The sequence below is a fragment of the Allobosea sp. 05L423 genome, from assembly GCF_056397745.1.
In genome coordinates this window covers 1-25,418 of sequence record NZ_JBFTOA010000031.1, presented here as the reverse complement: position 1 = coordinate 25,418, position 25,418 = coordinate 1, and the positions used below count along the sequence as shown (strand labels likewise).

At 66.5% G+C, this 25,418-nt stretch carries 22 protein-coding genes and 1 pseudogene; 16 read left to right on the top strand and 7 right to left on the bottom strand.

The features are described 5' to 3' along the window. Positions 1-17 precede the first annotated feature (17 nt). The 5 genes from AC1DNE_RS29675 to AC1DNE_RS29655 all read right to left on the bottom strand — a co-directional run bounded on the left by AC1DNE_RS29675 (position 18) and on the right by AC1DNE_RS29655 (position 7,016). Positions 18-1,028, bottom strand: a complete 1,011-nt coding sequence (locus AC1DNE_RS29675) for an ABC transporter permease subunit (protein WP_441473753.1) — start codon at positions 1,026-1,028, stop codon at positions 18-20. 286 nt (positions 1,029-1,314) lie between these two features. Further along, positions 1,315-2,931, bottom strand: a complete 1,617-nt coding sequence (locus AC1DNE_RS29670) for an ABC transporter substrate-binding protein (protein WP_476841354.1) — start codon at positions 2,929-2,931, stop codon at positions 1,315-1,317. A 146-nt stretch (positions 2,932-3,077) separates the two neighbouring features. Continuing rightward, positions 3,078-4,670, bottom strand: coding sequence for an ABC transporter substrate-binding protein (locus tag AC1DNE_RS29665; RefSeq protein WP_476841353.1), 1,593 nt, complete (start codon positions 4,668-4,670; stop codon positions 3,078-3,080). A gap of 236 nt (positions 4,671-4,906) precedes the next feature. Then, complete coding sequence (locus AC1DNE_RS29660; protein ID WP_441473756.1) at positions 4,907-5,572, bottom strand: GntR family transcriptional regulator; 666 nt, start codon at positions 5,570-5,572, stop codon at positions 4,907-4,909. A gap of 52 nt (positions 5,573-5,624) precedes the next feature. Further along, entirely contained in the window at positions 5,625-7,016 is a 1,392-nt protein-coding gene (locus tag AC1DNE_RS29655) for a flagellar biosynthesis protein FlgA (protein WP_476767122.1), read from the bottom strand. A gap of 150 nt (positions 7,017-7,166) precedes the next feature. Here AC1DNE_RS29655 and AC1DNE_RS29650 point away from each other — a divergent pair, with 150 nt between their 5' ends. From AC1DNE_RS29650 to pcaF, 6 genes are all read left to right on the top strand, one after another. Then, positions 7,167-8,201 (top strand): 4-hydroxythreonine-4-phosphate dehydrogenase PdxA, encoded by a 1,035-nt coding sequence (locus AC1DNE_RS29650; RefSeq protein ID WP_476767121.1) that lies wholly within the window; start codon positions 7,167-7,169, stop codon positions 8,199-8,201. Positions 8,202-8,276: 75 nt separating this feature from the next. Further along, on the top strand, positions 8,277-9,272 hold the full coding sequence (locus AC1DNE_RS29645; RefSeq protein WP_441473759.1) for a Bug family tripartite tricarboxylate transporter substrate binding protein: 996 nt from the start codon (positions 8,277-8,279) through the stop codon (positions 9,270-9,272). Positions 9,273-9,465: 193 nt separating this feature from the next. Then, positions 9,466-9,954, top strand: coding sequence for a tripartite tricarboxylate transporter TctB family protein (locus AC1DNE_RS29640; protein ID WP_441473760.1), 489 nt, complete (start codon positions 9,466-9,468; stop codon positions 9,952-9,954). Between the two features lie 18 nt (positions 9,955-9,972). Further along, on the top strand, positions 9,973-11,484 hold the full coding sequence (locus AC1DNE_RS29635; RefSeq protein ID WP_441473761.1) for a tripartite tricarboxylate transporter permease: 1,512 nt from the start codon (positions 9,973-9,975) through the stop codon (positions 11,482-11,484). Between the two features lie 52 nt (positions 11,485-11,536). Beyond that, entirely contained in the window at positions 11,537-12,454 is a 918-nt protein-coding gene (locus tag AC1DNE_RS29630) for a dihydrodipicolinate synthase family protein (protein WP_441473762.1), read from the top strand. 122 nt (positions 12,455-12,576) lie between these two features. Continuing rightward, positions 12,577-13,785 (top strand): 3-oxoadipyl-CoA thiolase, encoded by a 1,209-nt coding sequence (gene pcaF / locus AC1DNE_RS29625; protein ID WP_441473763.1) that lies wholly within the window; start codon positions 12,577-12,579, stop codon positions 13,783-13,785. Positions 13,786-13,834: 49 nt separating this feature from the next. Here pcaF and AC1DNE_RS29620 read toward each other — a convergent pair whose 3' ends face one another. Beyond that, entirely contained in the window at positions 13,835-14,308 is a 474-nt protein-coding gene (locus AC1DNE_RS29620) for a hypothetical protein (RefSeq protein WP_441473764.1), read from the bottom strand. Between the two features lie 217 nt (positions 14,309-14,525). On the opposite strand from AC1DNE_RS29620, the gene AC1DNE_RS29615 reads away from it, so the two are divergent. The 9 genes from AC1DNE_RS29615 (at position 14,526) to ccoS (ending at position 23,194) form a co-directional block, all read left to right on the top strand. Further along, the gene (locus tag AC1DNE_RS29615) at positions 14,526-15,182 is read left to right on the top strand and encodes a helix-turn-helix domain-containing protein (protein WP_441473773.1); all 657 of its coding nucleotides are present in this window, start codon (positions 14,526-14,528) and stop codon (positions 15,180-15,182) included. 183 nt (positions 15,183-15,365) lie between these two features. Beyond that, entirely contained in the window at positions 15,366-16,979 is a 1,614-nt protein-coding gene (gene ccoN, locus AC1DNE_RS29610; protein ID WP_441473774.1) for a cytochrome-c oxidase, cbb3-type subunit I, read from the top strand. A gap of 12 nt (positions 16,980-16,991) precedes the next feature. Further along, a complete protein-coding gene (gene ccoO / locus AC1DNE_RS29605) occupies positions 16,992-17,756 on the top strand; it encodes a cytochrome-c oxidase, cbb3-type subunit II (protein ID WP_441473765.1) in 765 nt (254 codons plus the stop codon). Between the two features lie 11 nt (positions 17,757-17,767). Then, complete coding sequence (locus AC1DNE_RS29600) at positions 17,768-17,923, top strand: cbb3-type cytochrome c oxidase subunit 3 (RefSeq protein ID WP_441473766.1); 156 nt, start codon at positions 17,768-17,770, stop codon at positions 17,921-17,923. Then, positions 17,924-18,826, top strand: a complete 903-nt coding sequence (gene ccoP, locus AC1DNE_RS29595; protein WP_441473767.1) for a cytochrome-c oxidase, cbb3-type subunit III — start codon at positions 17,924-17,926, stop codon at positions 18,824-18,826. Between the two features lies 1 nt (position 18,827). Continuing rightward, positions 18,828-20,282: a cytochrome c oxidase accessory protein CcoG gene (ccoG, locus tag AC1DNE_RS29590; protein WP_441473768.1), complete on the top strand. Its 1,455-nt coding sequence runs from the start codon at positions 18,828-18,830 to the stop codon at positions 20,280-20,282. Positions 20,283-20,302: 20 nt separating this feature from the next. Next, positions 20,303-20,824: a FixH family protein gene (locus tag AC1DNE_RS29585; protein WP_441473769.1), complete on the top strand. Its 522-nt coding sequence runs from the start codon at positions 20,303-20,305 to the stop codon at positions 20,822-20,824. A gap of 1 nt (position 20,825) precedes the next feature. Beyond that, positions 20,826-23,024: a heavy metal translocating P-type ATPase gene (locus AC1DNE_RS29580; RefSeq protein WP_441473770.1), complete on the top strand. Its 2,199-nt coding sequence runs from the start codon at positions 20,826-20,828 to the stop codon at positions 23,022-23,024. Continuing rightward, positions 23,021-23,194 (top strand): cbb3-type cytochrome oxidase assembly protein CcoS, encoded by a 174-nt coding sequence (gene ccoS, locus AC1DNE_RS29575; RefSeq protein WP_441473771.1) that lies wholly within the window; start codon positions 23,021-23,023, stop codon positions 23,192-23,194. Before AC1DNE_RS29580 ends, ccoS begins: the two co-directional genes overlap by 4 nt. A 259-nt stretch (positions 23,195-23,453) precedes the next feature. Here the strand turns inward: ccoS and AC1DNE_RS29570 are convergent, their stop codons facing one another. Further along, positions 23,454-24,389: a hypothetical protein gene (locus AC1DNE_RS29570; RefSeq protein ID WP_476841356.1), complete on the bottom strand. Its 936-nt coding sequence runs from the start codon at positions 24,387-24,389 to the stop codon at positions 23,454-23,456. On the opposite strand from AC1DNE_RS29570, the pseudogene AC1DNE_RS29565 reads away from it, so the two are divergent. Further along, positions 24,352-25,418, top strand: a pseudogene (locus AC1DNE_RS29565) (DNA translocase FtsK); the annotation flags it as partial. The gene AC1DNE_RS29570 and the pseudogene AC1DNE_RS29565 sit on opposite strands and share 38 nt — an antisense overlap.

Sequence of the window (25,418 nt, the reverse complement as noted above, 5' to 3'; positions counted from 1 at the left end):
GGAATGTGAAGGGCGGATCATTTGGCGTGCCTGATGCGCGGGTTGATCAGGCCGTAGAGCAGGTCGACGAAGAGGTTGACGCTCATCACGACGATGCCGAGCAGCAGCGTGCCGCCCTGCAGGACGGGATAGTCGCGCCGGCTGATCGCCTCGATCAGCCATTTGCCGACGCCGGGCCAGGAGAAGATCGTCTCGGTCAGGATCGCACCGGTGAACAGCGTGCCGACCTGCAGGCCGATGACGGTGACGACGGGGATCAGCGCGTTGCGTAGCGCATGCAGCGCGACGACGCGGATCGGCGCCATGCCCTTGGCCCGCGCCGTGCGGATATAGTCCTCGCCGAGCACCTCGAGCATCGCCGAGCGCGTCATGCGCGCGATCACGGCCAGCGGCACGGTGCCGAGCACGATCGCCGGCAGCACCAGATGCGACAGCGCCGACCAGAAGGCGTCGATGTCGCCGGCCAGCAGGCTGTCGATGGTGAGGAAGCCGGTGACCGGCTCGATGAAGTACTGCACCGCGATGCGTCCCGACACCGGCGTGATGCCGAGCTGCACCGAGAACAGCAGGATCAGCAGCAGGCCCCACCAGAAGATCGGCATCGAATAGCCGGTGAGCGAGATGCCCATCACGCCATGATCGAAGATCGAGTTTCGTTTGACCGCCGCAATGATGCCGGCAGGCAGCCCGACGATCAGCGCGATCAGGATGGCGCAGAGAGCGAGCTCGATGGTGGCGGGGAAGAGCTGGCCGAATTCCGTCAGCACGTTCTCGCGCGTCACGATCGACTTGCCGAGGTCGCCCTGCACGACGCGCTCGATATACTTGCCGTACTGGACGAGCAGCGGCCGGTCGAGGCCGTATTCGGTGAGGAGCTGCGCATGGCGGGCGGCGTCGATGCCGCGCTCGCCGGCCATCGTCTCGATCGGGTCGCCCGGCACGAGCCGCACCAGGAAGAAGGCCAGCAGCGTGATGCCGATGAAGGTCGGGATGACCAGGCTCAGCCGTGTGAAGATGAAGCGCAGCATGGTTCTGCCATTCTTGTCGGCCCGGGCATGTCATCTGCGCGGCGGCCTGTCTTGTCATTTTAGTCGAATTTGAATTCCGGCGCAGCGGAAACACCAGAATCCACGAAAGATCAAGAACGCGATGACAAAAACCGTGGATCGCCGTCAGAGGCCGCGGTTCTCGGATGTTCGGCTGGTGAAATACTTGGGAAAAACTGAGAAGTCTGGCGCAACAATGCGAAGTGTTTCGGCGCCGGCAAGGCAATGAATGCTCTGCTGGCGCCGCTGATCGTTGGGTGTTCAGATCCTACTTGGCGATCGACACACCATAGAACGGCTGTCCTCCGAAGAAGTGGATCTTGTAGTCCTTCACTTCCTTGCGGACCGGCGTGAAAGCCTGCGCATTGGCGAAGAGCAGGCCCGCGACATCCTCGTGGAAGAGCTCCTGGAAGCGCTTGTAGAGCTTGGTGCGTTCGCCCTGATCGGTGATGGTGTTGGCCTTGGCGAGCGCGTCCGAGGCTTCCTGGTTGCACCAGCGGGCCCGGTTGGCGCCGGTCTTCACACCCTCGCAGATCCAGCCCGAGAGCAGGATCTGGCTCGGATCAGGGTAGTCCCAGGTGTAGCCGAACATGCCGACTTCGTGCTCGCCGGCCCGGCCGCGCTTGAGATACTCGCCCCATTCGAAGGTCTGGATCGTCGCCTTGACGCCGATCCTGGCCCAGTCGGCCTGGATCAGTTCGGCCGCGCGCCGGCCGTTCGGCATGTAGGCGCGCACCACCGGAATGGCCCACAGCGTCGTCTCGAAGCCGTTCGGATATCCCGCCTCTGCCAGCAGCGCCTTGGCCTTGTCGGGATCATAGGGGCGCGGCTTGAGCTCGGCGTCATGCGACCAGAGCGAGGGCGGCACCGCCGCCGCAGTGGGGTTGCCGGTGCCCTGATAGACCGCGTCGATGATGGCGGGGATGTTGGTGGCGTAGGCCAGCGCCTCGCGCACCCGCTTGTCGCCGAAGGGCTTCTTCTGCTGGTTGAAGGCAAGGAAGCTCTGATCGGCGATGCTGCCCTGCAGCAGGTTGACGGTCGGCTCGGTCTTCATCGCCGGCAGGTCACCGGGATTGGGGTAGCGCGCGATCTGGCATTCGCCCGAGCGCACCTTGGCGAAGCGGACGGCGGCATCCGGGGTGATCACGAAGATCAGGTCGTTGACCAGCGCCATGCGGTCGCGATTGCCGACGGCCTTGGTCCAGTGATCCGGCACCGCCTTGAAACGGATGATCGCATCCTTCTGGTAGGACAGTAGCGAGAACGGGCCGGTGCCGATCGGCGCGAAATCGACCTGCTCCGGCGTGCCGGCCTTCAGCATCGCGGCCGCATATTCGGCCGAGAGGATGGACATCGGCTCGACCGAGAGTGCCGACAGCATCGGCGAGTTCGGCTTGGTCAGCGTCAATTTGACCGTGTAGTCGTCGACCTTCTCGATCGACTTCAGGCTCGGCTTCACGATCTCGCTGAAGAACTGGTAATTGCCGCTGCCGACCTTGTTGTAGGGGTTGCTCGCATCGAACATCCGTTCGAACGAGAAGACGACGTCGTCGGCATTGAACTCGCGGCTCGGCGTGAAGGCCTTGTTGGCGTGCCACTTCACGCCCTTGCGCAGCTTGAAGGTGTAGGTCAGCGCGTCGTCGGAGATCGTCCAGGAGTCGGCGAGGCTCGGGATGATCTGCGATCCCCCGCGTTCAGTCGCCGTCAAGCGCTCATAGATCTGCGCCGCCACGTCGTAGGCGGTGTTCTGGCTGCTGAATTGCGGGTTCAGGAAATCGGGACTGGCTTCGGAGCAGACGACGAGCGCCTGGGCGCTGGCGACGGCGGGCAGCAAAAGGACACTCAGCCCCAGCGTCAGAGCGAAGGAGCGGGCACGAGCGGACATGGCGTTTCTCTCGGATAGGCAAGGAGACGGATCGGGCGCGGGGCGTCATGCCCCATCGTCTCCGCCTCCCGAAACGCGGCCCCGCAGGGGCCGCGTCGTTTGGCACGCATCAGCCGCGCCGGATCGGGGCGCGGCTGGCACTTCGCTCAGTTGGCGATGTCGACGCCGTAGAAGACATGGCGGCTGAACGGCGAGAGCTTGAAGTCCTTCACTTCCTTGCGGACGGGCTTCAGCTGCACCGCATGCGCGATGGTGAACCAGGGCGACTGCTCCTTGAACACCACCTGCGCCTGCCGATAGAGCCTCTCGCGTTCGGCCTGGTCGGTGACGGTCTTCGCCTTCGTCACCAGCTCCTCGAAGGGCTGGTAGCAGAACTTGGCGACGTTCGAGCCGTTGGTCTTGGCCGAGTCGCAGCCCAGCAGCGTGTGCAGGAAGTTGTCCGGATCGCCGTTGTCGCCGGTCCAGCCGAGCATGCCCGTCTGGTGCTCGCCGTTCTGCATGCGCTTGCGGTACTCGCCCCATTCGAAGCTCTTGATCTCGGCCTTGACGCCGACCTTGGCGAGGTCCGCCTGCATCAGCTCGGCGATGCGCTTGGCGTTCGGGTTGTACGGACGCTGCACCGGCATCGCCCAGAGGTCGATCTCGAGCCCGTTCGGATAGCCGGCCTCGGCCAGCTCCTTCTTGGCGGCCTCCGGATCATAGGGGTCGTCCTTGATGGTCTCGTTGTAGGACCACATCGACGGCGGGATCGGGTTGATCGCCGCGATGCCGCTGGAAAGATAGACCGCGTCGATGATCGCCTTCTTGTTGATCGCCTTGTTGACGGCCCGGCGAACCCTGACGTCGTCGAAGGGCTTCTTGGTGGTGTTGTAGGCGAGATAGCCGATGTTCAGGCCGGGCTGCTCGAGGATCTGGACATTGGCGTCCTTCTTGATCGCATCGAGATCGGCCGGGTTCGGATAGGGCATGACATGGCATTCGCCCTTCTGGAGCTTGGCCCAGCGCACCGAGGCGTCCGGCGTGATCGCGAAGATGAGGTCATCGATCTTCGCCTTGCCGGCCCAATACTCCGGGAAGGCCTTGTAGCGGATGATCGCGTCCTTCTGGTACTGCACCAGATAGAACGGGCCGGTGCCGATCGGGTCCTGATCGAGCTTTTCCGGCGTGCCGGCCTTCAGCATCGCGTCGGCGTATTCCTTCGACTGCACGCTGGCGTACTGCATGGCGAGGTCGGAGAGAAACGGCGCCTCGGGCTGGTTCAGCGTGAACTTGACCGTATAGTCATCGACCTTCTCGACCGACTTCAGCAGCTTGGGCATGCCCATGTCGTTGAAGTAGGAGTGGTTCGAGCTCGTCACCTTGAAGAACGGGTGATCTTCCTTCCACTGCCGCTCGATCATGAACATGACGTCGTCGGCGTTGAAGTCGCGCGTCGGCTTGAACGTCTTGTTCGAATGCCACTTCACGCCCTTGCGCAGGTGGAAGGTGTAGGTCAGGCCGTCCGGCGAGATGTCCCATTTCTCGGCGAGCGCCGGCTGGACCTTGGTGCCACCGCGCTCGAACTGGACGATGGTGTCGTAGATCTGGGTGTTCGCGTCGAAGGAGGTGCCGGTCGTGTTGACGCTCGGCGCGAAGTTCTCAGGGCTGCCCTCGGAGCAATAGACCAGCGTCTTCGCCATCAGCGGCTGCGCCGCCATCAGCGCCGAGGCCGACAGCGTCGTCAACAGAATTTTCTTCATGGATGTCTCCTCGAACGCCTCTCTCCGCCGCCTCAGGCGGATGATGATCCCGTTGCATCGGAAGCTTCATGGGCGGAATTCCCCGAGCCGCCTTGTCAACAGCTTATTGAAAGTCGAGGGGCGCGAATAGTCGTCTCCGCGGGCATTTCGCGATCCGCGGAGGGGAGGGTAAACGATTGCGCTGTGCGTCCGCGTGGCCTGGAAAGAGGCGCCGCAGGGGCCGGCCAGCCTTCCGGCTAGAGCACCTCGCGCACGCGCAGCAGGGTGACATCCATATGACGGCCGATCGCCTCCGACAGGGCATCGGCGTCGCGCTTGAGCAGCGCCGCCATCATCTCTTCATGCTCGGCCACCGCGCCGGCCCATTTCTCCGGGCCTTCATTGCCGACGAAGCGCAGCCGCTTGATGCGCGACTGCAGGGTGGTGTGCATCTCGAGCAGCACCGGGTTGCCGGAGGCGGCGACGATGGCGCTGTGAATGGCCTGGTTGAGCTTGAAATAGTCGAGGCGATCGCGCGTCGCGTAGAGCGCCAGCATGTCCTGATGCATCTTGTGGATCGCTGCGATCGTGGCGTCGCTGGCCTGGGCGCAGGCGATCCGGCCGCCGAGTTGCTCCAGGCTCTTGATGACCTCGAGGATGTCGGCGAGGTCGCGCGCCGAGAACTTGCGGACCACGGCGCCCTTGGCCGGCAGGATCTCGACCAGCCCCTCGCTGGCGAGCGTCTTGATCGCCTCGCGCAGCGGCGTCCGCGAGACGCCGAGCTGCGTGCCGATCAGCCCCTCGTTGATGCGCTGACCGGGAGCGAGCTGGCCCTCGATGATCATGTCGCGCACGCGCTCCAGGACCTCGTCATGGAGGGTCCGCCGCGTGATCCGGGGGAAGTCGGCCGCCGTCTCGCTCATCGCTGCTCCATTGTTCTCGGCTGCTCCGTTACGGCATGCGGCTTCGTCGCTGTCAAACGGCGGCGAAGAGCTTGTCCTGGCGCTGGCGCATCGCCAGCAGGCCGGAATCGCCGGCGATCTCGACATCGCCGAGGCGGATCGCCTCGCCGGCCTTGACGGCGCGGACGAGCGGCCGGTCGGCGACGAGATAGAACGGGGCAGGGCGGTCGGCCGCGAGCGGAGCGGCAGGGCGAACCTCGGCGCCGATGCCGTCGATGCTGTGATGGTGGCCGCCCATCTTCAGAACCGTGCCGGCCGGGAGGTCACGCTGCGCCACCGCCACGAGATCCTGCCGCGGCCGATAATCCTCGCCATAGCCGGAGCGGCCGAGGCCGGCGGCGTCGAGGATGGAGGTGGCGACTTCCACGCCCAGCAGGTGGCGCGGCAGGTAGAGCGCCGCAGTTCGGCCGGTGCGGCTGACGACATGGCCCTTGCCGGCGAGCATCTCCCAGGTCTCGGCATTGTCTGAGCGTACGACGATGAAGACGCCGCCGGCGAAGCTCGCCTCTTCCGCCAGGCGGAGGTGATGGAACACGTCGATGCGGCGCGTGCCCGACATCAGGCCGCCCTCGCTGCGCTGCGCAAAGAGATCGGCGAGCTCCGGGATACGCGCCGGCGGTGCATGGAAGCCGGCTGCGTCGGCCGAGAAGCCGAGCGCGTTGGCGACCAGCGTCATCTCGCAGAGATCGGGCACGGCTCGCAGCGGGAAGGCCTCGCCCAGAATGCGCGCACGCTCCGCCGCATTGGCGACGATGGAGCGCGAGCCGGGCAGCCAGTGCTCGCGCAGCGCCGGCAGCGAGCGGGTCACCCCATTGCAGGTGACGTTGCCGGTGGCCGCGTCGAGCACGAAGTCGTACTCGCTCGACTTGCCGGCCGCGATGATGTCGAGGCCGAGCACCTCGGCCCAGCTCGCCAGCGCGATCAGCAGGCTCGGCTGGTCGCCGTCGACCGGCGTCACCACGACACCCTTCTCGCGGGCGAGGCGCGCCAGCCCCGGCCCGACGACGCTGTCGGCCTCCTTCGAGACAAGAGCGACATGGCGGCCGGCATCGATCGCTGCGAGGCTGTGGCGGGTCGCGCCTTCCGGGCTGCCCGTCGCTTCGACGAGCAGCTGGAAGGGGAGGCCGAGGACGATGCCGAGGCTCGCTGCTGCGACGCATTTGCCGCTGTCCCAAGCCGCACGCGCTTCGGCTGTGGTCTCGCACAGGGCGATTTCGGAAGGCGCGAAGCCGGCCGCGGCGAAGGCGCGCCCGGCGGCGTCGGCCGTCATGTCCACGGCAATGCGCGCGCCAACCAGCCGCGTGCGGCGCGACTGCGCCAGATAGCTGCGGCCGAAGCTGCCGCTGCCGACGAGGCAGGTTTCGACCGGTTCGGTGATCCCGGCGTAATGCGCGTGGAAATTCATCGCTCTCCTCCCGGCACGGCCGATGACGGCGTGGCCGCGCTTTTGGCGATGACTACAGCAATCTCGTTATGCTGCATACAGCATACTTGAGGCGATGAGAGGCCTGTGTTAGCGAGGAGGGGCAAGAATGCTGGGCAGCGGAGTGCGGCCATGAACGAGCGGATGAATGAGGCCCTGCCGGTGATTGCCGTTGCGATGGGCGATCCTTCGGGCATCAGCCCGGAGCTGACGGCGCGGATTCTTTCAGAGGCCGATCTCAGGGCGGCGGGGCGTTATGTCGTGTTCGGCGACAAGCGGCTTCTCGATCTCGGCATCGAGGATGGCGGCGTCGATCCGCAGGTTCAGGTCGTGAAGGACGGCGATGCATTGCCGCTCGGCGACAAGCCCGTCTTCGTCGATCTCGGCAACCACGACCCGGCCGATCTCCAGCGCGGCAAGGCGACGCTCGCCGGCGGCAAGGCTGCGACCGAGAACTTCCGCCGCGCGCTGCAGTTCGCCGCTGCCGGCAAGGCTGATGCGGTGTTCTTCACGCCCTTCAACAAGGCGGCGATGCGCTTCGCCTATCCCGGCTATGACGACGAGATCCGCTTCGTGCGCGATGCCATCGGCTTCGAGGGCGCGGCGAGCGAGTTCAACATCCTCGACAAGCTCTGGAACGCCCGCGTCACTTCGCATATCCCGCTCTCCGAGGTGGCCAAGAACATCACCCAGGAGCGCATTCTGCGGGCGCTGACGCTGGCGGACGCCAATCTGCGGGCGGCCGGCTTCAACCCGCCGCGCATCGCGGTTGCCGGCATCAATCCGCATGCCGGCGACGGCGGCAATTTCGGCCGTGACGAGATCGAGACGATCGAGCCGGCAGTTGCGGCGGCCAAGGCCAAGGGCTTCACCGTCGAGGGACCGTTCCCCTCGGATACGGTCTTCCTGCGTGCCAAGAACGGCGATTTCGACGCCGTGCTGACGATGTATCACGACCAGGGGCAGATCGCGATGAAGCTGATCGGCTTCGACCGCGGCGTTACCCTGATCGGCGGCTTCCCCTTCCCGATCTGCACGCCCGCCCATGGCACGGCCTATGAGATCGCCGGCAAGGGAATCGCCAATCTCGGCGCGACGCGCGCCGCGCTCTCGCTCGCCATCAAGATGGCTCAGGACGGAAAGGCGAGGGCGCGCGCTGCGGCCTGAGTTTCAGCTGCTTTCAGTGAAGCCGCCAATAAGAGCGGCGTCGCAAAAATCCAATTCCTAGGGAGAAAAACCATCATGAAGACCATTGCCATCTCGGCTGCGTTCGCCGGCGCGCTCGCGCTCGGCGGCGTCGGTGCGGCGCAGGCCTGGGAGCCGACCAAGCCGATCGAGTTCGTCGTGACCTCGGGCGCCGGCGGCGGCACCGACAATTTCGCTCGCATCATCCAGTCGATCATCACCAAGCATAAGTTCACCGAGCAGCCGATCGTGGTGGTGAACAAGGGCGGCGGCTCGGGCGCCGAGGGCTATGTCTATGGCAAGGGCGCCAAGGGCGATCCGAACCGCGTCATCTTCGGCACCAACAACGCCTATCTGCTGCCCTATGTCGCCAAGCTCGGCTACAAGTTCACGGACCTCACGCCGGTCGCCTCGCTCGCGCTCGACGAGTTCCTGATCTGGGTGAAGGGTGACGCGCCCTATGCCGACGCCAAGAGCTATATCGAGGCGGTCAAGGCCAAGCCCATGGGCTTCAAGATGGGCGGCAGCCAGTCCAAGGACACCGACCAGACGCTGACCTCGATGATCCAGGACGCCACCGGCGTGAAGTGGATCTACGTGCCGTTCCAGGGCGGCAGCGCCGCGGCCGTGCAGCTCGCCGGCGGCCATATCGACTCCAACGTCAACAACCCCAACGAGAATATCGGCCAGTGGAAGGCCGGCCAGGTGAAGCCGCTCTGCGTGTTCTCGCCGGTTCGCCTCGCCAAGAGCGATCCGGTCTTCGAGGGCAAGGGCTGGGGCGACATCCCAACCTGCAAGGAGGCGGGTCTGCCGCTCGAGACCTTCCAGATGCCGCGCACCGTCTGGCTGCCGGCCGACGTCCCCGCCGATGCCGTTGCCTACTACGCCGACCTGATGGAGAAGGTCTCCAAGACGCCGGAGTGGCAGGAGTTCGTGCAGCGCACCGCCCAGACCGCCCGGTTCATGAAGGGCAAGGAGCTCGCCGACTTCGTCGCCAAGGACGAGGCTGCGAACAAGAAGGTCTTCGAGAACGAAGGCTGGGTCGCGAAGTAAGGTGTAGTCGGCGCGTGCCGATTTGCCTCGGAACCCCGCAGTCATCCCGGGCTTGACCCGGGATCCATGCCAGAACCTCTATCGGGTAGGCTCAGGCATGGATCCCGGATCTCCGCTTCGCTCCGTCCGGGATGACCCGCTTCTCCTTTGAAACGCGCGTTCCCGCCGCCCCCCGCAAGGAGGAAACCACCGCATGATCACCCGCTTCTGGGCTGAAATCGGGACGGCGATCCTGACGCTGGTCTTCGGGCTCGTCATCGTGAAGGGCTCGCTGGAATTCGGCATCGGCTGGGATTCCGCCGGGCCGCAGCCCGGTGCCTTCCCGTTCTATGCCGGGGTGCTGATCGCGCTGGCGAGCCTCGGCACGCTGGCGATGACGGTCGGCCAGCGTGTGGCCGGCAAGGCCGCACTCGCCGAGTCCTTCCTCGATGCCGAGCGCGGCAAACGGGTGCTGTCCTTCCTGCTGCCGCTCATCGGCTTCGTGGTGCTGAGCGCGACGCTCGGCATGTATGTCGCGACGATCCTCTATCTTGTCTTCGCGATGCGCTTCCAGGGTGGTTACGGCTGGCTGCCGACGCTCGTCACCGCCTTCGCGACGGCGGCGTTCTTCTACTTCGCTCTCGAAAAATTCTTCCAGATCGGCCTGCTCAAGGGCCCGATCGAGCCGCTCATCGGCCTCTGAGGCGGCAGGGAAACGCGCATGGACAACGTCGCCAACCTGATGCACGGCTTCTCGGTCGCGCTCACCACGCATCATATCCTGCTGATGATGGCAGGCGTGCTCCTCGGCGTGCTCGTCGGGGTGCTGCCGGGGCTCGGCGCCCCCAACGGCGTCTCGCTGCTGTTGCCGCTGACTTTCTCGATGGACCCGGTCTCGGCGATCATCCTGCTGACCTCGCTCTACTGGGGGGCGCTCTTCGGCGGTTCGACCACCTCGATCCTGTTCAACATCCCCGGCGAACCGTCTTCGGTCGCCACCACATTCGACGGCCATCCCATGGCCAAGCAGGGCAAGGCGACCGAGGCGTTGTCCTTCGCCTTCCTCTCCGCCGGCTTCGGCGCCATGGCCGGCGTCATCCTGATCACGCTGCTCTCCGGCTGGGTCGCGAAATTCGCGCTGCGCTTCTCCTCGCCCGAGTATTTCGCCGTCTATTTCATGACCTTCGCGAGTTTCATCGGGCTCGGTGGTTCCTCGCCCTTCAAGACGGTCGTGTCGATGGCGATGGGCTTCGCGCTGGCGACGATCGGCATGGACTCGGTGTCGGGAAATGTCCGGCTCACCTTCGAGTTCGACGTGCTGCTCGCGGGCGTCAGCTTCCTGATCGCGGTCATCGGCCTGTTCGGCATCGGCGAATTGCTGCTGACGATGGAGGAGGGGCTGCGCTTCGAAGGTGTCGCCGCCAAGGTCCGCATCAGCGACGTGCTGCGCACCGCCGCGAAGCTGCCGCGCTACTGGCTCGCTTTGCTGCGCTCCTCGCTGATCGGCATCTGGATGGGCATCACGCCGGGCGGGCCGACCGCGGCCTCCTTCATGAGCTACGCCATGGCCAAGCGCTCCTCGCGCAACCCGGCGAAGTTCGGCAAGGGCGAGCCCGAGGGCGTGATCGCACCCGAGACGGCCGACCACGCCGCCGGCTCCGCCGCCATGCTGCCGATGCTGGCGCTCGGCATTCCCGGCTCGGCGACAGCGGCGGTGATGATGGGCGGTCTGATGATCTGGGGCCTCAACCCCGGCCCGACGCTCTTCACCGACCGGCCGGATTTCGTCTGGGGCCTGATCGCCTCGATGTATCTCGGCAATGTCGTCGCGGTGGTGATCGTGCTGGCGACGGTGCCGCTCTTCGCCTCGATCCTGCGCATTCCCTTCTCGATCATCGGGCCGATCATCGTCGTGATCTGCTTCATCGGCGCCTACACCGCCGCGAGCAAGGAGTTCGACATCTGGCTCGCGCTGATCTTCGGGCTCGTCGGCTACGTCTTCAAGAAGCTCGATTATCCGATCGCGCCGCTGGTGCTCGCCATGGTCATCGGCGACAAGGCCGAGGACGCCTTCCGCCAGTCGATGATCTTCAGCCAGGGTTCGCTCTCGATCTTCTGGTCGAACCCGCTGGTCTCGACGCTGATGACGATCGGTCTGGCGCTGCTGGTCATGCCGGTCGTCGGCGGCGTTGCCCGCCGGCTGCGCGGCACCAAAGCCGCCAGCACTGCTTGACAACCGTATCGCCCGCGCGAATTCCGCCCTGTCCGCCATACGAGATGACGCCATGACCGAACCCTACAAGGGCATCCTGCCGATCGCGCCGACCATCTTCCACGACAATGGCGACCTCGACATCGAGGGCAACAAGCGCGTCATGGACCTGATGGTCGATCAGGGAGTCGACGGCATCTGTATCCTCGCGAATTTCTCGGAGCAGTTCCTGCTCACCGACGAGGAGCGCGATCAGGTGATGCGGCTCTCGATCGAGGAGGTCGCCGGCCGCGTGCCGGTCATCGTCACCACCTCGCATTTCTCGACGCGCATCGCCGCCGCCCGCGCCAAGGCGGCGGCCGATGCCGGCGCCAAGATGCTGATGATGATGCCGCCCTATCATGGCGCGCTGCTCAGGGCCGACGAGCAGGGCATGATCGAGCACTTCAAGGCGGTCACTGACGCCTGCGGCTTGCCCGTCATCCTGCAGGACGCGCCGCTCTCCGGCGTCACCATGACCGTGCCCTTTATGGTGCGCCTGGCCAAGGAGGTGCCGCTCGTCCGCTACTTCAAGATCGAGGTGCCCGGCACGGCGAACAAGCTGCGCGCGCTGATCGAGGCCGGTGGCGAGGCCGTCGTCGGTCCCTTCGACGGCGAGGAGGCGATCACGCTGATGGCCGATCTCGACGCCGGTGCGACCGGCACCATGACCTCGGCGATGATCCCGGACCTGATCAAGCCGATCCTCGCCGCCCATGCCGCGGGCGATCGCAAGCAGGCGGCGGCGCTCTATGCCAAGGTGCTGCCGATCATCAACTACGAGAACCGCCAGTGCGGCCTGCGCTCGGCCAAGGCGGTGATGAAGGAAGGCGGCGTGATCAGGTCGGAGGCCGTACGCCATCCGCTGACCCCGCTGCATCCGAAGACCCGAGAGGGCCTGATCGAACTCGCGCGCGAGCTCGATCCGCTGGCACTGCGCTGGGGCAAATAGGGCGGATGGACGTGGCGTGCGCCCGTGCGCGCCGCTTCGTCTTTACAAAGCGCGGAGGGGCGGCGAGAACACCCGATGACGGCCGGGCCTGAAGGGCCGCGACACAGGGGAAGTTCCCGACGATGACCGAAGCTTTCATCTGCGGCTATGTCCGCACGCCGATCGGCCGCTTCGGCGGCTCCCTCTCCTCGGTGCGGGCGGACGACCTTGGAGCGGTGCCGCTGAAGGCCCTGGTCGAGCGCCATGCCGGCGTCGATTTCGGCGCGATCGACGATGTGATCTTTGGCTGCGCCAACCAGGCTGGCGAGGACAACCGCAACGTCGCGCGCATGTCGCTCCTGCTCGCCGGCCTTCCCAAGGAAGTGCCGGGCACGACGATCAACCGGCTCTGCGGCTCCGGCATGGACGCCGTCATCACGGCGGCCCGCGCGATCAAGGCGGGCGAGGCCGAGCTGATGATCGCCGGCGGCGTCGAGAGCATGTCGCGCGCGCCCTTCGTGCTGCCGAAGGCCGACAGCGCCTTCTCGCGCCACGCCGAGATCCACGACACCACCATCGGCTGGCGCTTCATCAACCCGCTGATGAAGAAGCAATACGGCGTCGACTCCATGCCGGAGACCGGTGAGAACGTCGCGGCCGACTGCAATATCAGCCGTGCCGATCAGGACGCCTTCGCCCTGCGCTCGCAGCAGAAGGCCGTCGCCGCCCAGCAGAACGGCCGGTTCGGCAAGGAGATCGTGCCGGTCGTGATTCCGCAGCGGAAGGGCGACCCCGTCGTCGTGGAGAGCGACGAGCATCCGCGCGGCGACACCACGCTGGAGAAGCTGGCCAAGCTGCCTACGCCTTTCCGCAAGGAGGGCGGCACCGTCACCGCCGGCAATGCCTCGGGCGTCAATGACGGCGCGGCGGCGCTGATCATCGCCTCGGAGAAGGCCGCGGCGAAATATGGCCTGACCCCGCTGGCGCGCGTCGTCGGTGGCGCTGCGGGCGGCGTCGCGCCGCGCGTGATGGGGCTGGGGCCGATCCCGGCGACCCGCAGGCTCTGCGCGCGGCTTGGCCTGAAGCCGACGGATTTCGACATCGTCGAGCTCAACGAGGCCTTCGCCAGCCAGGGCATCGCCGTGCTGCGCGACCTCGGCATTGCCGAGGACGGCGCGCATGTGAATCCGAATGGCGGCGCGATCGCGCTCGGCCATCCGCTCGGCATGTCCGGTGCGCGTATCGCCGGCACGGCCGCACTTGAATTGTCGCTGACCGGCAAGCGCCGCGCACTCGCCACCATGTGCATCGGCGTCGGCCAGGGCATCGCCATCGCGCTCGAAGCGGTCTGAGAGGCCGTCCGGCGCCACTGTAGCCGGCGTCATTCCTGATTGAGACAGGTCAATTCCAGGGTGTGGGCTCCATTCGAGCCCGCCCCAGAACCATCACGCGATCGACCTGGAAGCCCGAACGCTGCAGCGCGTCGTGGTCCTGCGGCCAGGCTGCGGAGCGCTCCAGGGAGATCGAGATTCGGGGCAGGCCGAGCTCGACCGCGAGCTGATTGGCAAAGCGCAGCATCGCATCGACCAGATGCGTTCCCGGCAGGCGCAGCATCGCCAGCTCGAAGATTTCGAGCGTGGTTCCTCCAGCGATGGTCTGCGCGACGCGGAAGGTGAACAGGGCATGCGGCATGCCGCGGGCATCGCGCAGGGCAAAGACGCCGCGCGGGCGGGCGCCGTCCTGCGAATGGTCGCGCACGAAGGCGGCCCAGTCATCGGGCGTTACCTCCGGATGCAGCATGGCGACGAGGCCGTAAACGGCGTCGGCTCCGGCCGGCGCGATGCGCGCGACCTCGAAGATGTCATCGCCGGTCACGTGCGGCTCTCCCGAATTTCTGGAGCGCACGGTGGTTGCGGGGGCGATGTTGTCGCATTGATCTGGATCAATTCCGCCGGCTACGGTGGCAAGCGTGCTTTGTGACCCTGTTGGCCTCGGCTATGGTCGCCGTGAAAAGCGGGAAGATGCGATCGTGAACTGTCACCCTTCGGTCTGTAGCGCTGCCAACCGCGGCGAAGGCAATTGCCGCACCTGCATGGTTCGCCTGGTGAGCGTTTGCGCCTCGCTCTCGGACGACGAGCTGGCGCTGCTCGAATCCCTGGCGCACACCACGCATTTCGCATCCGGCGAGACGCTGTTCACGCAGGGGCGCGAGGCCCACTCCGTCTACAATGTCACGGCTGGCGTGGTGCGCCTCTACAAGCTGTTGTCGGACGGGCGTCGCCAGGTCGTCGGCTTCGCCCTGCCGGGGGATTTCCTCGGGCTCGCCATGCGCGACGCCTATGGCTTCTCGGCCGATGCGATCGGCGATGTCGCGGCCTGCGCGTTCTCGCGCGGCGCCTATACGGCGCTGGTCGACGCCAAGCCGCATCTCCTGAAGCGCCTCCACGAGTTCGCCACGCATGAGCTGACGCTGGCGCATGAGCAGATGATGCTGCTCGGCCGGCGTACGGCCGAGGAGAAGCTGATCTGCTTCCTGCTCGGGATGCAGCAGCGCTGGGCACGGCTCGGCAAGCCATCGGTCACGGTGCCGCTGCCGATGACGCGGCAGGACATCGCGGACTTCCTCGGCCTGACCATCGAGACCGTCAGCCGCACCTTCACCCGCCTCGCCAAGGACAAGACGATCCTGATCGTGCCGGGCGGCGTGCGCGTGATGAATCCCGAGCGCATGAGCATGGTCGCGGCCTGAGGCCTGCGCCCTCTCGCCGCAACCCGCCGCCGGCTCCCCTTGACCTGAATCAACGCCCGGCCTCCGGCCGCTCGGTAAGGCTCCCCTTCATGGCGCGCTCATGCGCCGGCGACGAAGCGGGAGTCGAATGTGACGGCAACGGCGAGCCAAGTCAGGCAGGCGACTGTCGGCGAAATGATCGGCATGCTGATCGCGGCGGCCTGCGTGCTGCCGCTGATCGTGATCTCGGCACTGGCCGAAAATTCGGGCTATGCCTTCCACGCCATGCTGGGCGTCGTGGCGGCTGCCGCCAGCGTCATCCTGATCGCGAACCGCTGCTTCGACGGCACGCCCGCGACTGAGCCGCAAGAGATCGACGGCAAGCCGAACTACAATATGGGGCCCGTCAAGTTCGCGACAGTCGCTGCGATGGTCTGGGGCATCGCCGGTTTCACGGTCGGGCTGCTGATCGCCTCGCAACTGGCCTTCCCGGATCTCAACTTCGATCTGCCCTGGATCAATTTCGGCCGCATGCGGCCGCTGCACACCTCGGCCGTGATCTTCGCCTTCGGCGGCAACGTGCTGATCGGCACGTCCTTCTACGTCGTGCAGCGCACCTGCCGCGCACGCCTGGCGGGCACGCTTTCGCCGTGGTTCGTCGTCCTCGGCTACAACCTCTTCATCGTCATCGCCGGCACCGGCTACCTGCTGGGCATCACCCAGGGCAAGGAATACGCCGAGCCGGAATGGTATGCCGACCTCTGGCTGACCATCGTCTGGGTCGCCTACCTGCTGGTCTTCCTCGGCACGGTGATGAAGCGCAAGGAGCCGCATATCTATGTGGCGAACTGGTTCTATCTCGGCTTCATCCTGACCATCGCCGTCCTGCATATCGGCAACAACGTTGCCGTGCCGGTCTCGGTCCTGTCGCCGAAATCCTACGGCCTCTGGTCGGGCGTGCAGGATGCGATGTTCCAATGGTGGTACGGCCATAACGCCGTCGGCTTCTTCCTCACCGCCGGCTTCCTCGCGATCGTGTATTACTTCGTGCCGAAGCGTGCGGAGCGGCCGATCTACAGCTACCGGCTCTCGATCATCCACTTCTGGGCCCTGATCTTCATCTACATCTGGGCCGGCCCGCACCACCTCCACTATACCGCGCTGCCGGACTGGGCGCAGACGCTGGGCATGACCTTCTCGATCATGCTGTGGATGCCCTCCTGGGGCGGCATGATCAATGGCATCATGACCCTGTCGGGCGCCTGGGACCGGCTGCGCACCGACCCCGTCCTGCGCATGATGGTGGTCTCGCTCGCCTTCTACGGCATGTCGACCTTCGAAGGCCCGCTGATGTCGATCAAGGCGGTCAACGGCCTGTCGCACTACACCGACTGGACCATCGGCCACGTCCATTCCGGCGCGCTCGGCTGGGTCGCCTACATCTCCTTTGGCGCGATCTACTGCCTCGTGCCCTGGCTGTGGAACCGCAAGGGGCTCTACTCGCTCAAGCTGGTGAGCTGGCACTTCTGGATCTCGACGCTCGGCATCGTCTTCTACATCTCGGCGATGTGGGTCTCGGGCATCCTCCAGGGCCTGATGTGGCGCGCCTACACCTCGCTCGGCTTCCTCGAATACTCCTTCATCGAGACCGTCGCGGCGATGCATCCCTTCTATGTGATCCGCGCGATGGGCGGTGCCCTGTTCCTGATCGGCGCGCTGATCATGGCCTTCAACCTCTGGATGACCGTGCGCTCCGAGAGCGCGGCCGAGATGCCGCGCGTGGACGACGCGCCGGCGCCGCTGGCCATGGCCGTCTGAGGAGTTTCCGCAATGACGAGCATCGAACACAAGCCCGCGCGCCGGTCGCTCTGGGCCAAGCACAAGATCTTCGAGACCAACTCGATCATCCTGGTCATCGGCGTGCTGCTGGTGATCTCCGTCGGCGGACTCGTCGAGATCGCGCCGCTCTTCTACCTGAAGAACACGATCGAGACCGTGCAGGGCATGCGCCCCTACACCCCGCTCGAGCTGGCCGGCCGCTCGATCTACGTCCGCGAGGGCTGCTACAACTGCCATAGCCAGATGATCCGGCCGCTGCGCGACGAGGTCGAGCGCTACGGGCATTACTCGCTGGCGGCCGAGAGCATGTACGACAAGCCCTTCCAATGGGGCTCCAAGCGCACCGGGCCCGACCTCGCCCGCGTCGGCGGCAAGTATTCCGACGAATGGCAGCGGGCGCATCTCGCCGAGCCGCGCGCGGTCGTGCCGCAGTCGATCATGCCGGGCTATCCCTTCCTGGCGAAGACCGAGCTGTCCTATGGCGACATCGCCGACGAACTGCGCGCCAATCGCGCCGGCGGCGTGCCCTATACCGACGAGATGATCGCGCAGGCGCAGAGCGACCTGAAGGCGCAGGCGACGCCGGACCATCCCGGCCAGTCCGATCTGGAGAAGCGCTATCCCCGGGTCCAGTCGCGCGATTTCGACGGCAACCCGCAGCGCATCACCGAAGCCGACGCCCTGATCGCCTATCTGCAGGCGCTCGGCACGCTGGTCGACTTCAAGCTCTACGACGACAAGGCCAACATCCGCTGAGCGAGACGACGATGCAAACGACCTATCACTGGCTCGCCGGCTTCGCCCAGTCCGCCGGCCTCCTCTACTTCGTCGCCGTCTTCCTCGGCGTCTGCCTCTACGCCTTCTGGCCGAAGAACCGCGCCCGCTTCGAGGAAGCCGCGCTCAATCCGCTGCGCGAGGACTGAATGATGGACCAGCACCACGACGTCCCCAAGGTCCACGCCCCCCATATCGATGCCGCAACCGGCCAGGCTACGACCGGCCACGAATGGGACGGCATCCGCGAACTCAACACGCCGCTGCCGCGCTGGTGGCTCGGCATCTTCTACGCCACCATCATCTGGTCGTTCGGCTACTGGATCGTCTATCCGGCCTGGCCGTTGCTGACCGACGCGACGAAGGGCGTGATCGGCTATGCCACCCGCTCGGACATCACCGTGCAGATGAACGAGCTCAAGGCCCAGCGCGCCGCGCTGGCCGCCGGCATGACCGACGCGACGCCAGCCCAGATCAAGGCCGATCCGGCGCTGTTCCAGATCGCGATGGCACAGGGCAAGGCCGCCTTCGGCGACAATTGCGCCGCCTGCCACGGCGTCGGCGGTGCCGGCGCCAAGGGCTATCCCAACCTGAACGATGACGACTGGCTCTGGGGCGGTTCGCTCGACACGATCATGCAGACGCTGCGCCACGGCGTCCGCGTCGCCGGCAATGACGAGACGCGGGTGAGCCAGATGCCGGCTTTCGGCCGCGACGGCATGCTCAAGCGCGACGAGATCAACGCCGTCGCCAACCATGTCCGCGAGCTCGCCGGCCTGTCGACCGAGCCGAAGGCCGACCTGGCGCTGGGGCGCAAGCTCTTCGCCGACAACTGCGCCGCCTGTCACGGCCCCGCCGGCAAGGGAAACCAGGAGCTGGGTGCGCCCAACCTGACCGACGCGATCAGCCTTTACGGCATGGACATGGCCTCGCTGACCGAGACCATCACCAACAGCCGGGGCGGCGTGATGCCGGCCTGGGGCGGCCGCCTCGACGAGACGACGCTCAAGGCGCTGACCGTCTACGTCCATTCGCTGGGGGGAGGGCAGTAGCGTGAGCACGGCCGAGGCCGATACCGACGACATCCCGCTGTTTGCGGCGTCGCGGAAGGTCTATCCGCAGAGCGTCTCCGGTCCGTTCCGGCGCGCGAAGTGGCTCATCCTGTTCCTGTGCCTCGGCATCTACTATCTGCTGCCGTTCCTGCGCTGGGACCGTGGCCCGCATTTGCCGAACCAGGCAGTGCTGGCCGACATCGCCAACAATCGCTTCTACTTCTTCTTCATCGAGATCTGGCCGCAGGAGGTCTACTACTTCACCGGCCTGCTGATCCTGGCGGCGTTCGTCCTCTTCCTGATGAACGCCGTCGCGGGCCGGGTCTGGTGCGGCTATCTCTGCCCGCAGACGGTCTGGACCGACCTATTCCTCGCCGTCGAGCGCTTCTTCGAGGGCGACCGGCGCGAGCGCATGCGCCGCGACGAGGCGCCCTGGAGTTTCGACAAGCTCTGGCGCAAGAGCGCCAAGCACGCCGTCTGGCTCGTCATTGCCTGGTGGACCGGCGGCGCCTGGGTCCTCTATTTCGCCGATGCGCCGACGCTGGTGCGCGAGCTTGCGACCTTCACTGCGCCGATCTCGGCCTATGTCTGGATCGCGATCCTGACCTTCACCACCTATTCGCTCGCCGGCATCATGCGCGAGCAGGTCTGCAAGTTCATGTGCCCCTGGCCGCGCATCCAGGCGGCCCTGACCGACGACGAGGCGCTCAACGTCACCTATCGCTATGATCGCGGCGAGCCGCGCGTCTCGGTCAAGCAGGCGCAGAAGCTCAAGGCGCAGGGCGCGCCGGCCGGCGACTGCATCGACTGCCACCAATGCGTCGCCGTCTGCCCGGTCGGCATCGACATCCGCGAGGGCGCCCAGCTCGACTGCATCCAGTGCGGCCTGTGCATCGACGCCTGCGACACCGTCATGGCCAAGATCGACCGTCCCAAGCGGCTGATCGCCTATGACACAGAGATCAACGTCAAGCGGCGCATTGCCGGAAAGCCTGCGGTCTACAACCCGCTGCGGACGCGCACTCTGATCTATGCGGCGCTGATCCTCGTCGTCGGCGGAGCCATGATCTGGCAGCTCGCGACACGCCGCACCGCCGATATCTCGGTGCTGCACGAGCGCGCGCCACTCTTCGTTACGCTCAGCGACGGCTCGATTCGCAACGCCTATACGGTCCGCCTGCTCAACAAGCGCCCGGAGGATCGCCCCTTCGCGCTGACCGTGGACGGGCTGCCGGGCGTCCGCATCGACGCGGTCGGGGTCGCGCCCACCGCCGATCTGCGGCCGGTCGTGACGGTCGACCCGGATTCCTCGCGCGAAGTGCGTGTCCTCGTCACCGTGCCGGCCGGCGTGCCGCTCGAGGCGTCTCAGCCCATCACCATCACGGCCTCGGATCTCTTCGCCGGGGAAACCGTGCGCGCAACCGACCACTTCATGGCGCCCGGAGGCAAACCATGAGCTGCTGCGGAGTTTTCCTGATGTCGTGCGACACCCAAGCCGCGCCGCGCCTGCGCCGTCCTTTCCAGCTCACCGGGCGCATGGTTGCCGCGATGCTGGTGCTGTTCTTCGGCGTCATCATCTCGGTCAATGCGACGATCATGACGGTCGCGCTGCGCACCATGCCGGGGGTCGAGACCCGCAGCGCCTATGAGGACAGCCAGCACTTCAACGAGGAGATCGCGCGCCAGCACGAGCGCGATGCGCGTGGCTGGAACGCCGCGGCCACGCTCGCAAGGCAGGGCGAGGGAGCAGCGCTCGACGTGACGCTGGCGGACCGGCTCGGCCAGCCGCTCTCCGGCTTCACGGCGACGGCGCGGCTGCGCCACCCCGCCACCTCCGCGCGTGATCACAGCGTCGCGCTGAGCGAGCGCCAGCCGGGGCGCTACGAGGCGCGCTTCGACCGTATCGAGGCCGGTGCCTGGATCCTCGAGCTGAAGGCGCGTCGCGGCGAGGAGGTCGTCTTCGTCTCGCGCAGCCGCATCACCCTGCCGGAGAAGTGAGATGGCGGCGCAGGATCTCTCCGTCTTCGTGCGCCATCGCGATGGCGGCGTCGCCAGCATGGAGCTCGCGGTCGACGGCATCCGCTGCGCCGGCTGCATGCAGGCCATCGAAAGCGGCCTCGGCCGCGAGCCCGCCATTCTCGGTGCCCGCGTCAATCTCGCGCTGAAGCGCGTCTCGGTCGAATGGCGCGAAGCTCTGCTGCGGCCGGAGGCCGTCGTCGACAAACTCGCGGCGCTCGGCTTCAAGGCCTATCCCTTCGTGCCGGAGCGGCAGGAGGATGGCGCCGCCACCGAGGAGCGCAGCCTGCTGCGTCGGCTGGGCGTCGCCGGCTTCGCCTCGATGAACATCATGCTGCTCTCGGTCGCGGTCTGGTCCGGCAACAGCGGCGACATCGACCCGACGACGCGGGATTTCTTCCACTGGCTCTCCGCGCTCATTGCCCTGCCGACGGCGGCCTATGCCGGCCGCCCGTTCTTCGAGAGCGCGCTCAGGGCTCTGAAGGCCGGAGCCGTCAACATGGACGTGCCGATCACCATCGGCGTCGTGCTGGCGCTCGCGATGTCGGTCGCCGAAACCTGGACCCATGGCCGCCACGCCTATTTCGACGGCGTGGTGATGCTGCTCTTCTTCCTCCTGATCGGCCGCTATCTCGACCAGCTGATGCGGCGGCGCACCCGCGACCTCGCCGGCAACCTCGCGGCTCTCAAGGCCGAGACGGCGACGCGTCTTGCCGACGACGGCAGCTGGACGATCACGCCGATAGCCGCGATCGTGCCGGGCGACCGCGTCCTCGTGCGGCCGGGCGAACGGGTCTCGGTCGACGGCATCGTCGAGACCGGCCGCTCCGAGCTCGACCAGAGCCTCGTCACCGGGGAGACCGCACCTATTGCGATCGGGCATGGAGAGCGCGTTCACGCCGGCACGCTCAACCTCACCGGCGCGCTGACGGTACGCGTCGAGGCGGCGGGCCAGGGCACCCTGCTTGACGAGATCGATCGGCTGATGAGCCAGGCTGTCGGCAGCCGCTCGCGCTATGTCCGCCTCTCGGACCGGGCTGCGCGGCTCTATGCGCCGGTGGTTCACACTCTGGCGGCCACGACCTTTCTCGGCTGGCTCGCCTGGGGGCTTTCCTGGCCGGAGGCACTGATGATCGCCGTTACCGTGCTGATCATCACCTGCCCCTGCGCGCTTGGCCTCGCGATTCCGGCAGTGCAGGTCGTGGCAGCCTCTGCCCTGTTCAAGCGCAAGATCATGCTGAAGGAGGGCGATGCGCTGGAGCGCCTCGCCGAGGCCGACATCGCGGTCTTCGACAAGACCGGGACGCTGACGCTGCCCGAGCCGGACATCCTCAATCCCGAGGCGCTGCCGCCGGAGCATCGCGCCGAGATCGGCGCGCTCGCGGCGGCGAGCAATCACCCGCTGGCACAGGCCTTGGCGCGAGCGCTGGGTGGCACCTCTGCGAGAACAGACGTCCGCGAGGAGCGCGGACAGGGGCTGTCGGCGGGCGAGGGGAACGACGAGCAGCGCCTCGGCAGCATCGAATTCTGCGGCGCGCAAGCAGATGCCGAGTCAGTGAAGGCGCTTCACCCCGGCGCCTCGCTCATCGCCTATCGCCACGGCTCCTATCGCACCGTGCTGGCGCTCGGGCAGAGCCTGCGCCCGGAAGCGCGCGAGACGATCGCCGCCTTGCGCGCGGCGGGGCTGGAGATCGCGATCCTCTCCGGTGACCGGCCGGAGGCAGTCGCGCCGATTGCGGCCGAGCTCGGCATCGCGCATGTTCAGGCCGGCCTGCTGCCGGGCGACAAGCTCAACCTGCTCGACAGCATGGCGGCGAATGGCCGCAAGGTGCTGATGGTGGGCGACGGCCTCAACGATGCACCGGCGCTCGCAGGGGCCCATGTTTCGATCTCGCCGGTCAGCGCGACTCATCTCGCGCAGGCGGCAGCCGATGTCGTCTTCCTCGGCGACAGCCTCGCGCCGGTATCGGCTGCGCTCGAGATCGCCCGCAAGGCGCGCGGGCTGATGCTGCAGAACCTGTGGTTCGCCGTGCTCTACAACGCTGTGGCGGTGCCGATCGCGATTGCAGGATTGGCGACACCGCTGGTGGCCGCCGCCGCGATGTCGGGCTCGTCGCTGGTCGTGACGCTCAACGCCATGCGCGCACGCAGCCGCAGGGCCGCGCCGGAGGCAGAAGCGTGAACATTATCGTGATCCTGTTTCCGCTCGCGCTGGGGCTCGGGCTGGCCGGCCTTGGCGCCTTCTTCTGGTGCATGCGATCAGGCCAGTTCACCGATCTCGAGGGGGCGGCCTGGCGCGTCCTGCAGGACGACGACGCGGAAAGAAGCACGCCGGAAAAGGAAGCGCGCTGATTGGCACGCGGGCTTGAGCGCGCCACCTTCGGGCATCGAAAAGGAGACTGCCGGAACGGTCTCTTAACCGTGCCGGGCTAGGACTGGGTCTCAGGTTAACGAAGCGTAGTGTTCGCCTAAGCCCATGCAAAAACTGGATCGTTTCCGCCGCGCGAACGCCGTCGCTTCCGAGGATAATCGCCTCGCTCATCCGCAGGAGGGCGTGGCGTCCGCGACCCCGCAAATGCCTGTCTTGGAGCCGATTCGGACCGAGCCGGCATCATCCAGTCTCTGGCCGGCCTATGTCCGGCCCTCGCGCTCCACCGACGCCCATCGCAAGCTGGCGCAGGCCGAGCGGGAACTCTCCGCCTCGCCGGTGCTGGGACAGCGCTTCGACATCAGCCTGTCTCCGACCGCCCCTGCGCCGGGAGAAAGCCGCGTTCGCTTCTGGCGCACGCCGGATCACCTGATCCGGCAGGTCTGGGGTGCGCCCGGCGGCGAGCCGGCGCCTGAACCCGCCATGGACGAGCCGGCAGACGTCGAGTTGACTTTCGACGCGGACGAGAACGCCTTTGTCGATGAGATGCAGCCCGTCGAGGCGGATTTCGCGGCTCACGAGGAGATTGCTGCCTTCCCGGAGCAGGATGTTGCGACGCCGCTCGATTTCATCTCGGATCACGCCTTCTGGGAATGCGTGCCCGAGGCCGAGCGCGACGACGCCGATTTCACCTTCGATCCGATCGCTCCATCGATGATGGCGGAAGCGACGGTCCATGCCCCGGTCGTGGTGTCCGACGAAGAGCCGCGAGTCGCGATGCGCGCACCCACGCCGCTTGCGATCGCAGCACCGGTCGTTGCGCCTGCCTGGTCCGGCTTTGGCTGGGGGCAGAGCTATCAGGTGAGTTTCCAGATCGCGGCACCGTCCTGGCAGATGCCGGCCGCGGATGTGCCGGCGGTCGAAGACGAAACTCCGATCCCGGACGAACCCGTGCCTGCGGCAAAGCCCGGCGTGCCGCTGGCGCGCCGCACGCGGCCTCCGGTCGAGCCCAAGCCCGTTCTGTCCAAGCCTGTTCAGCCCGAGCCCGCTCAGCCTGAACCTGTTCGTCGCGAGCCGGTCGCGGCCGAATCCGCGCAGGTCACCCCCTTCAGGGCCAAGCTTCGCCTCGTCGAACTCCCTGTCGTGCGCGGTGGTGCAGGGCAAGAACGCCATCGGCATCGAACTGCCCAACAGCAAGCGCGAGACCGTCTTCCTGCGCGAATTGCTCGCCAGCCAGGATTTCGAGGCGACCAAGCACAAGCTCGCGCTCTGCCTCGGCAAGACCATCGGCGGCGAGCCGGTCATCGCCGACCTCGCCCGGATGCCGCATCTCCTCGTCGCCGGCACCACCGGCTCGGGCAAGTCCGTCGCGATCAACACCATGATCCTGTCGATCCTCTACCGGCTGAAGCCCGAGGAATGCCGGCTGATCATGGTCGATCCCAAGATGCTCGAGCTCTCCGTCTATGACGGCATCCCGCATCTGCTCACCCCCGTCGTCACCGATCCGAAGAAGGCGGTCGTCGCCCTGAAATGGGCGGTGCGCGAGATGGAGGAGCGCTACAAGAAGATGTCGAAGCTCTCGGTGCGCAACATCGACGGCTTCAATGCCCGGGTCGGYGAGGCCAAGGCCGCCGGCGAGATCATCACCCGCACGGTCCAGACCGGCTTCGACAAGCATTCGGGCGAGGCKRTCTAYGAGGAGGAGGTCATGGACCTCGAGCCTCTGCCCTATATCGTCGTCATCGTCGACGAGATGGCCGACCTGATGATGGTCGCCGGCAAGGAGATCGAGGGCACGATCCAGCGCCTCGCCCAGATGGCGCGCGCCGCCGGCATCCATGTSGTSCTCGCSACGCAGCGCCCCTCGGTCGACGTCATCACCGGCACGATCAAGGCGAACTTCCCGACCCGSATCTCCTTCCAGGTCACCTSGAAGATCGACTCGCGTACGATCCTGGGCGAGATGGGCGCCGAGCAGCTGCTCGGCCAGGGCGACATGCTCTACATGGCCGGCGGCGGGCGCATCACCCGCGTGCACGGCCCCTTCGTCTCGGACAACGAGGTCGAGAAGGTCGTCGCGCATCTCAAGACGCAAGGCCGGCCGCAATATCTCGACGCCGTCACCTCCGAGGAGGAGGAAGGCGCAGAGGACGAGGACGGCGCCGTGTTCGACAAGACCGGCATGGGTTCGGTCGACAGCGACGA

Excerpts from the sequence above, each read along its gene's own strand:
- AC1DNE_RS29675 (WP_441473753.1), bottom strand. The coding sequence starts at position 1,028 with ATGCTGCGCTTCATCTTCACACGGCTGAGCCTGGTCATCCCGACCTTC.
- AC1DNE_RS29670 (WP_476841354.1), bottom strand. The coding sequence starts at position 2,931 with ATGTCCGCTCGTGCCCGCTCCTTCGCTCTGACGCTGGGGCTGAGTGTC.
- AC1DNE_RS29665 (WP_476841353.1), bottom strand. The coding sequence starts at position 4,670 with ATGAAGAAAATTCTGTTGACGACGCTGTCGGCCTCGGCGCTGATGGCG.
- AC1DNE_RS29660 (WP_441473756.1), bottom strand. The coding sequence starts at position 5,572 with ATGAGCGAGACGGCGGCCGACTTCCCCCGGATCACGCGGCGGACCCTC.
- AC1DNE_RS29655 (WP_476767122.1), bottom strand. The coding sequence starts at position 7,016 with ATGAATTTCCACGCGCATTACGCCGGGATCACCGAACCGGTCGAAACC.
- AC1DNE_RS29650 (WP_476767121.1), top strand. The coding sequence starts at position 7,167 with ATGAACGAGCGGATGAATGAGGCCCTGCCGGTGATTGCCGTTGCGATG.
- AC1DNE_RS29645 (WP_441473759.1), top strand. The coding sequence starts at position 8,277 with ATGAAGACCATTGCCATCTCGGCTGCGTTCGCCGGCGCGCTCGCGCTC.
- AC1DNE_RS29640 (WP_441473760.1), top strand. The coding sequence starts at position 9,466 with ATGATCACCCGCTTCTGGGCTGAAATCGGGACGGCGATCCTGACGCTG.
- AC1DNE_RS29635 (WP_441473761.1), top strand. The coding sequence starts at position 9,973 with ATGGACAACGTCGCCAACCTGATGCACGGCTTCTCGGTCGCGCTCACC.
- AC1DNE_RS29630 (WP_441473762.1), top strand. The coding sequence starts at position 11,537 with ATGACCGAACCCTACAAGGGCATCCTGCCGATCGCGCCGACCATCTTC.
- pcaF (WP_441473763.1), top strand. The coding sequence starts at position 12,577 with ATGACCGAAGCTTTCATCTGCGGCTATGTCCGCACGCCGATCGGCCGC.
- AC1DNE_RS29615 (WP_441473773.1), top strand. The coding sequence starts at position 14,526 with ATGGTTCGCCTGGTGAGCGTTTGCGCCTCGCTCTCGGACGACGAGCTG.
- ccoN (WP_441473774.1), top strand. The coding sequence starts at position 15,366 with ATGCTGATCGCGGCGGCCTGCGTGCTGCCGCTGATCGTGATCTCGGCA.
- ccoO (WP_441473765.1), top strand. The coding sequence starts at position 16,992 with ATGACGAGCATCGAACACAAGCCCGCGCGCCGGTCGCTCTGGGCCAAG.
- AC1DNE_RS29600 (WP_441473766.1), top strand. The coding sequence starts at position 17,768 with ATGCAAACGACCTATCACTGGCTCGCCGGCTTCGCCCAGTCCGCCGGC.
- ccoP (WP_441473767.1), top strand. The coding sequence starts at position 17,924 with ATGATGGACCAGCACCACGACGTCCCCAAGGTCCACGCCCCCCATATC.
- AC1DNE_RS29585 (WP_441473769.1), top strand. The coding sequence starts at position 20,303 with ATGTCGTGCGACACCCAAGCCGCGCCGCGCCTGCGCCGTCCTTTCCAG.
- AC1DNE_RS29580 (WP_441473770.1), top strand. The coding sequence starts at position 20,826 with ATGGCGGCGCAGGATCTCTCCGTCTTCGTGCGCCATCGCGATGGCGGC.
- AC1DNE_RS29570 (WP_476841356.1), bottom strand. The coding sequence starts at position 24,389 with ATGCCGATGGCGTTCTTGCCCTGCACCACCGCGCACGACAGGGAGTTC.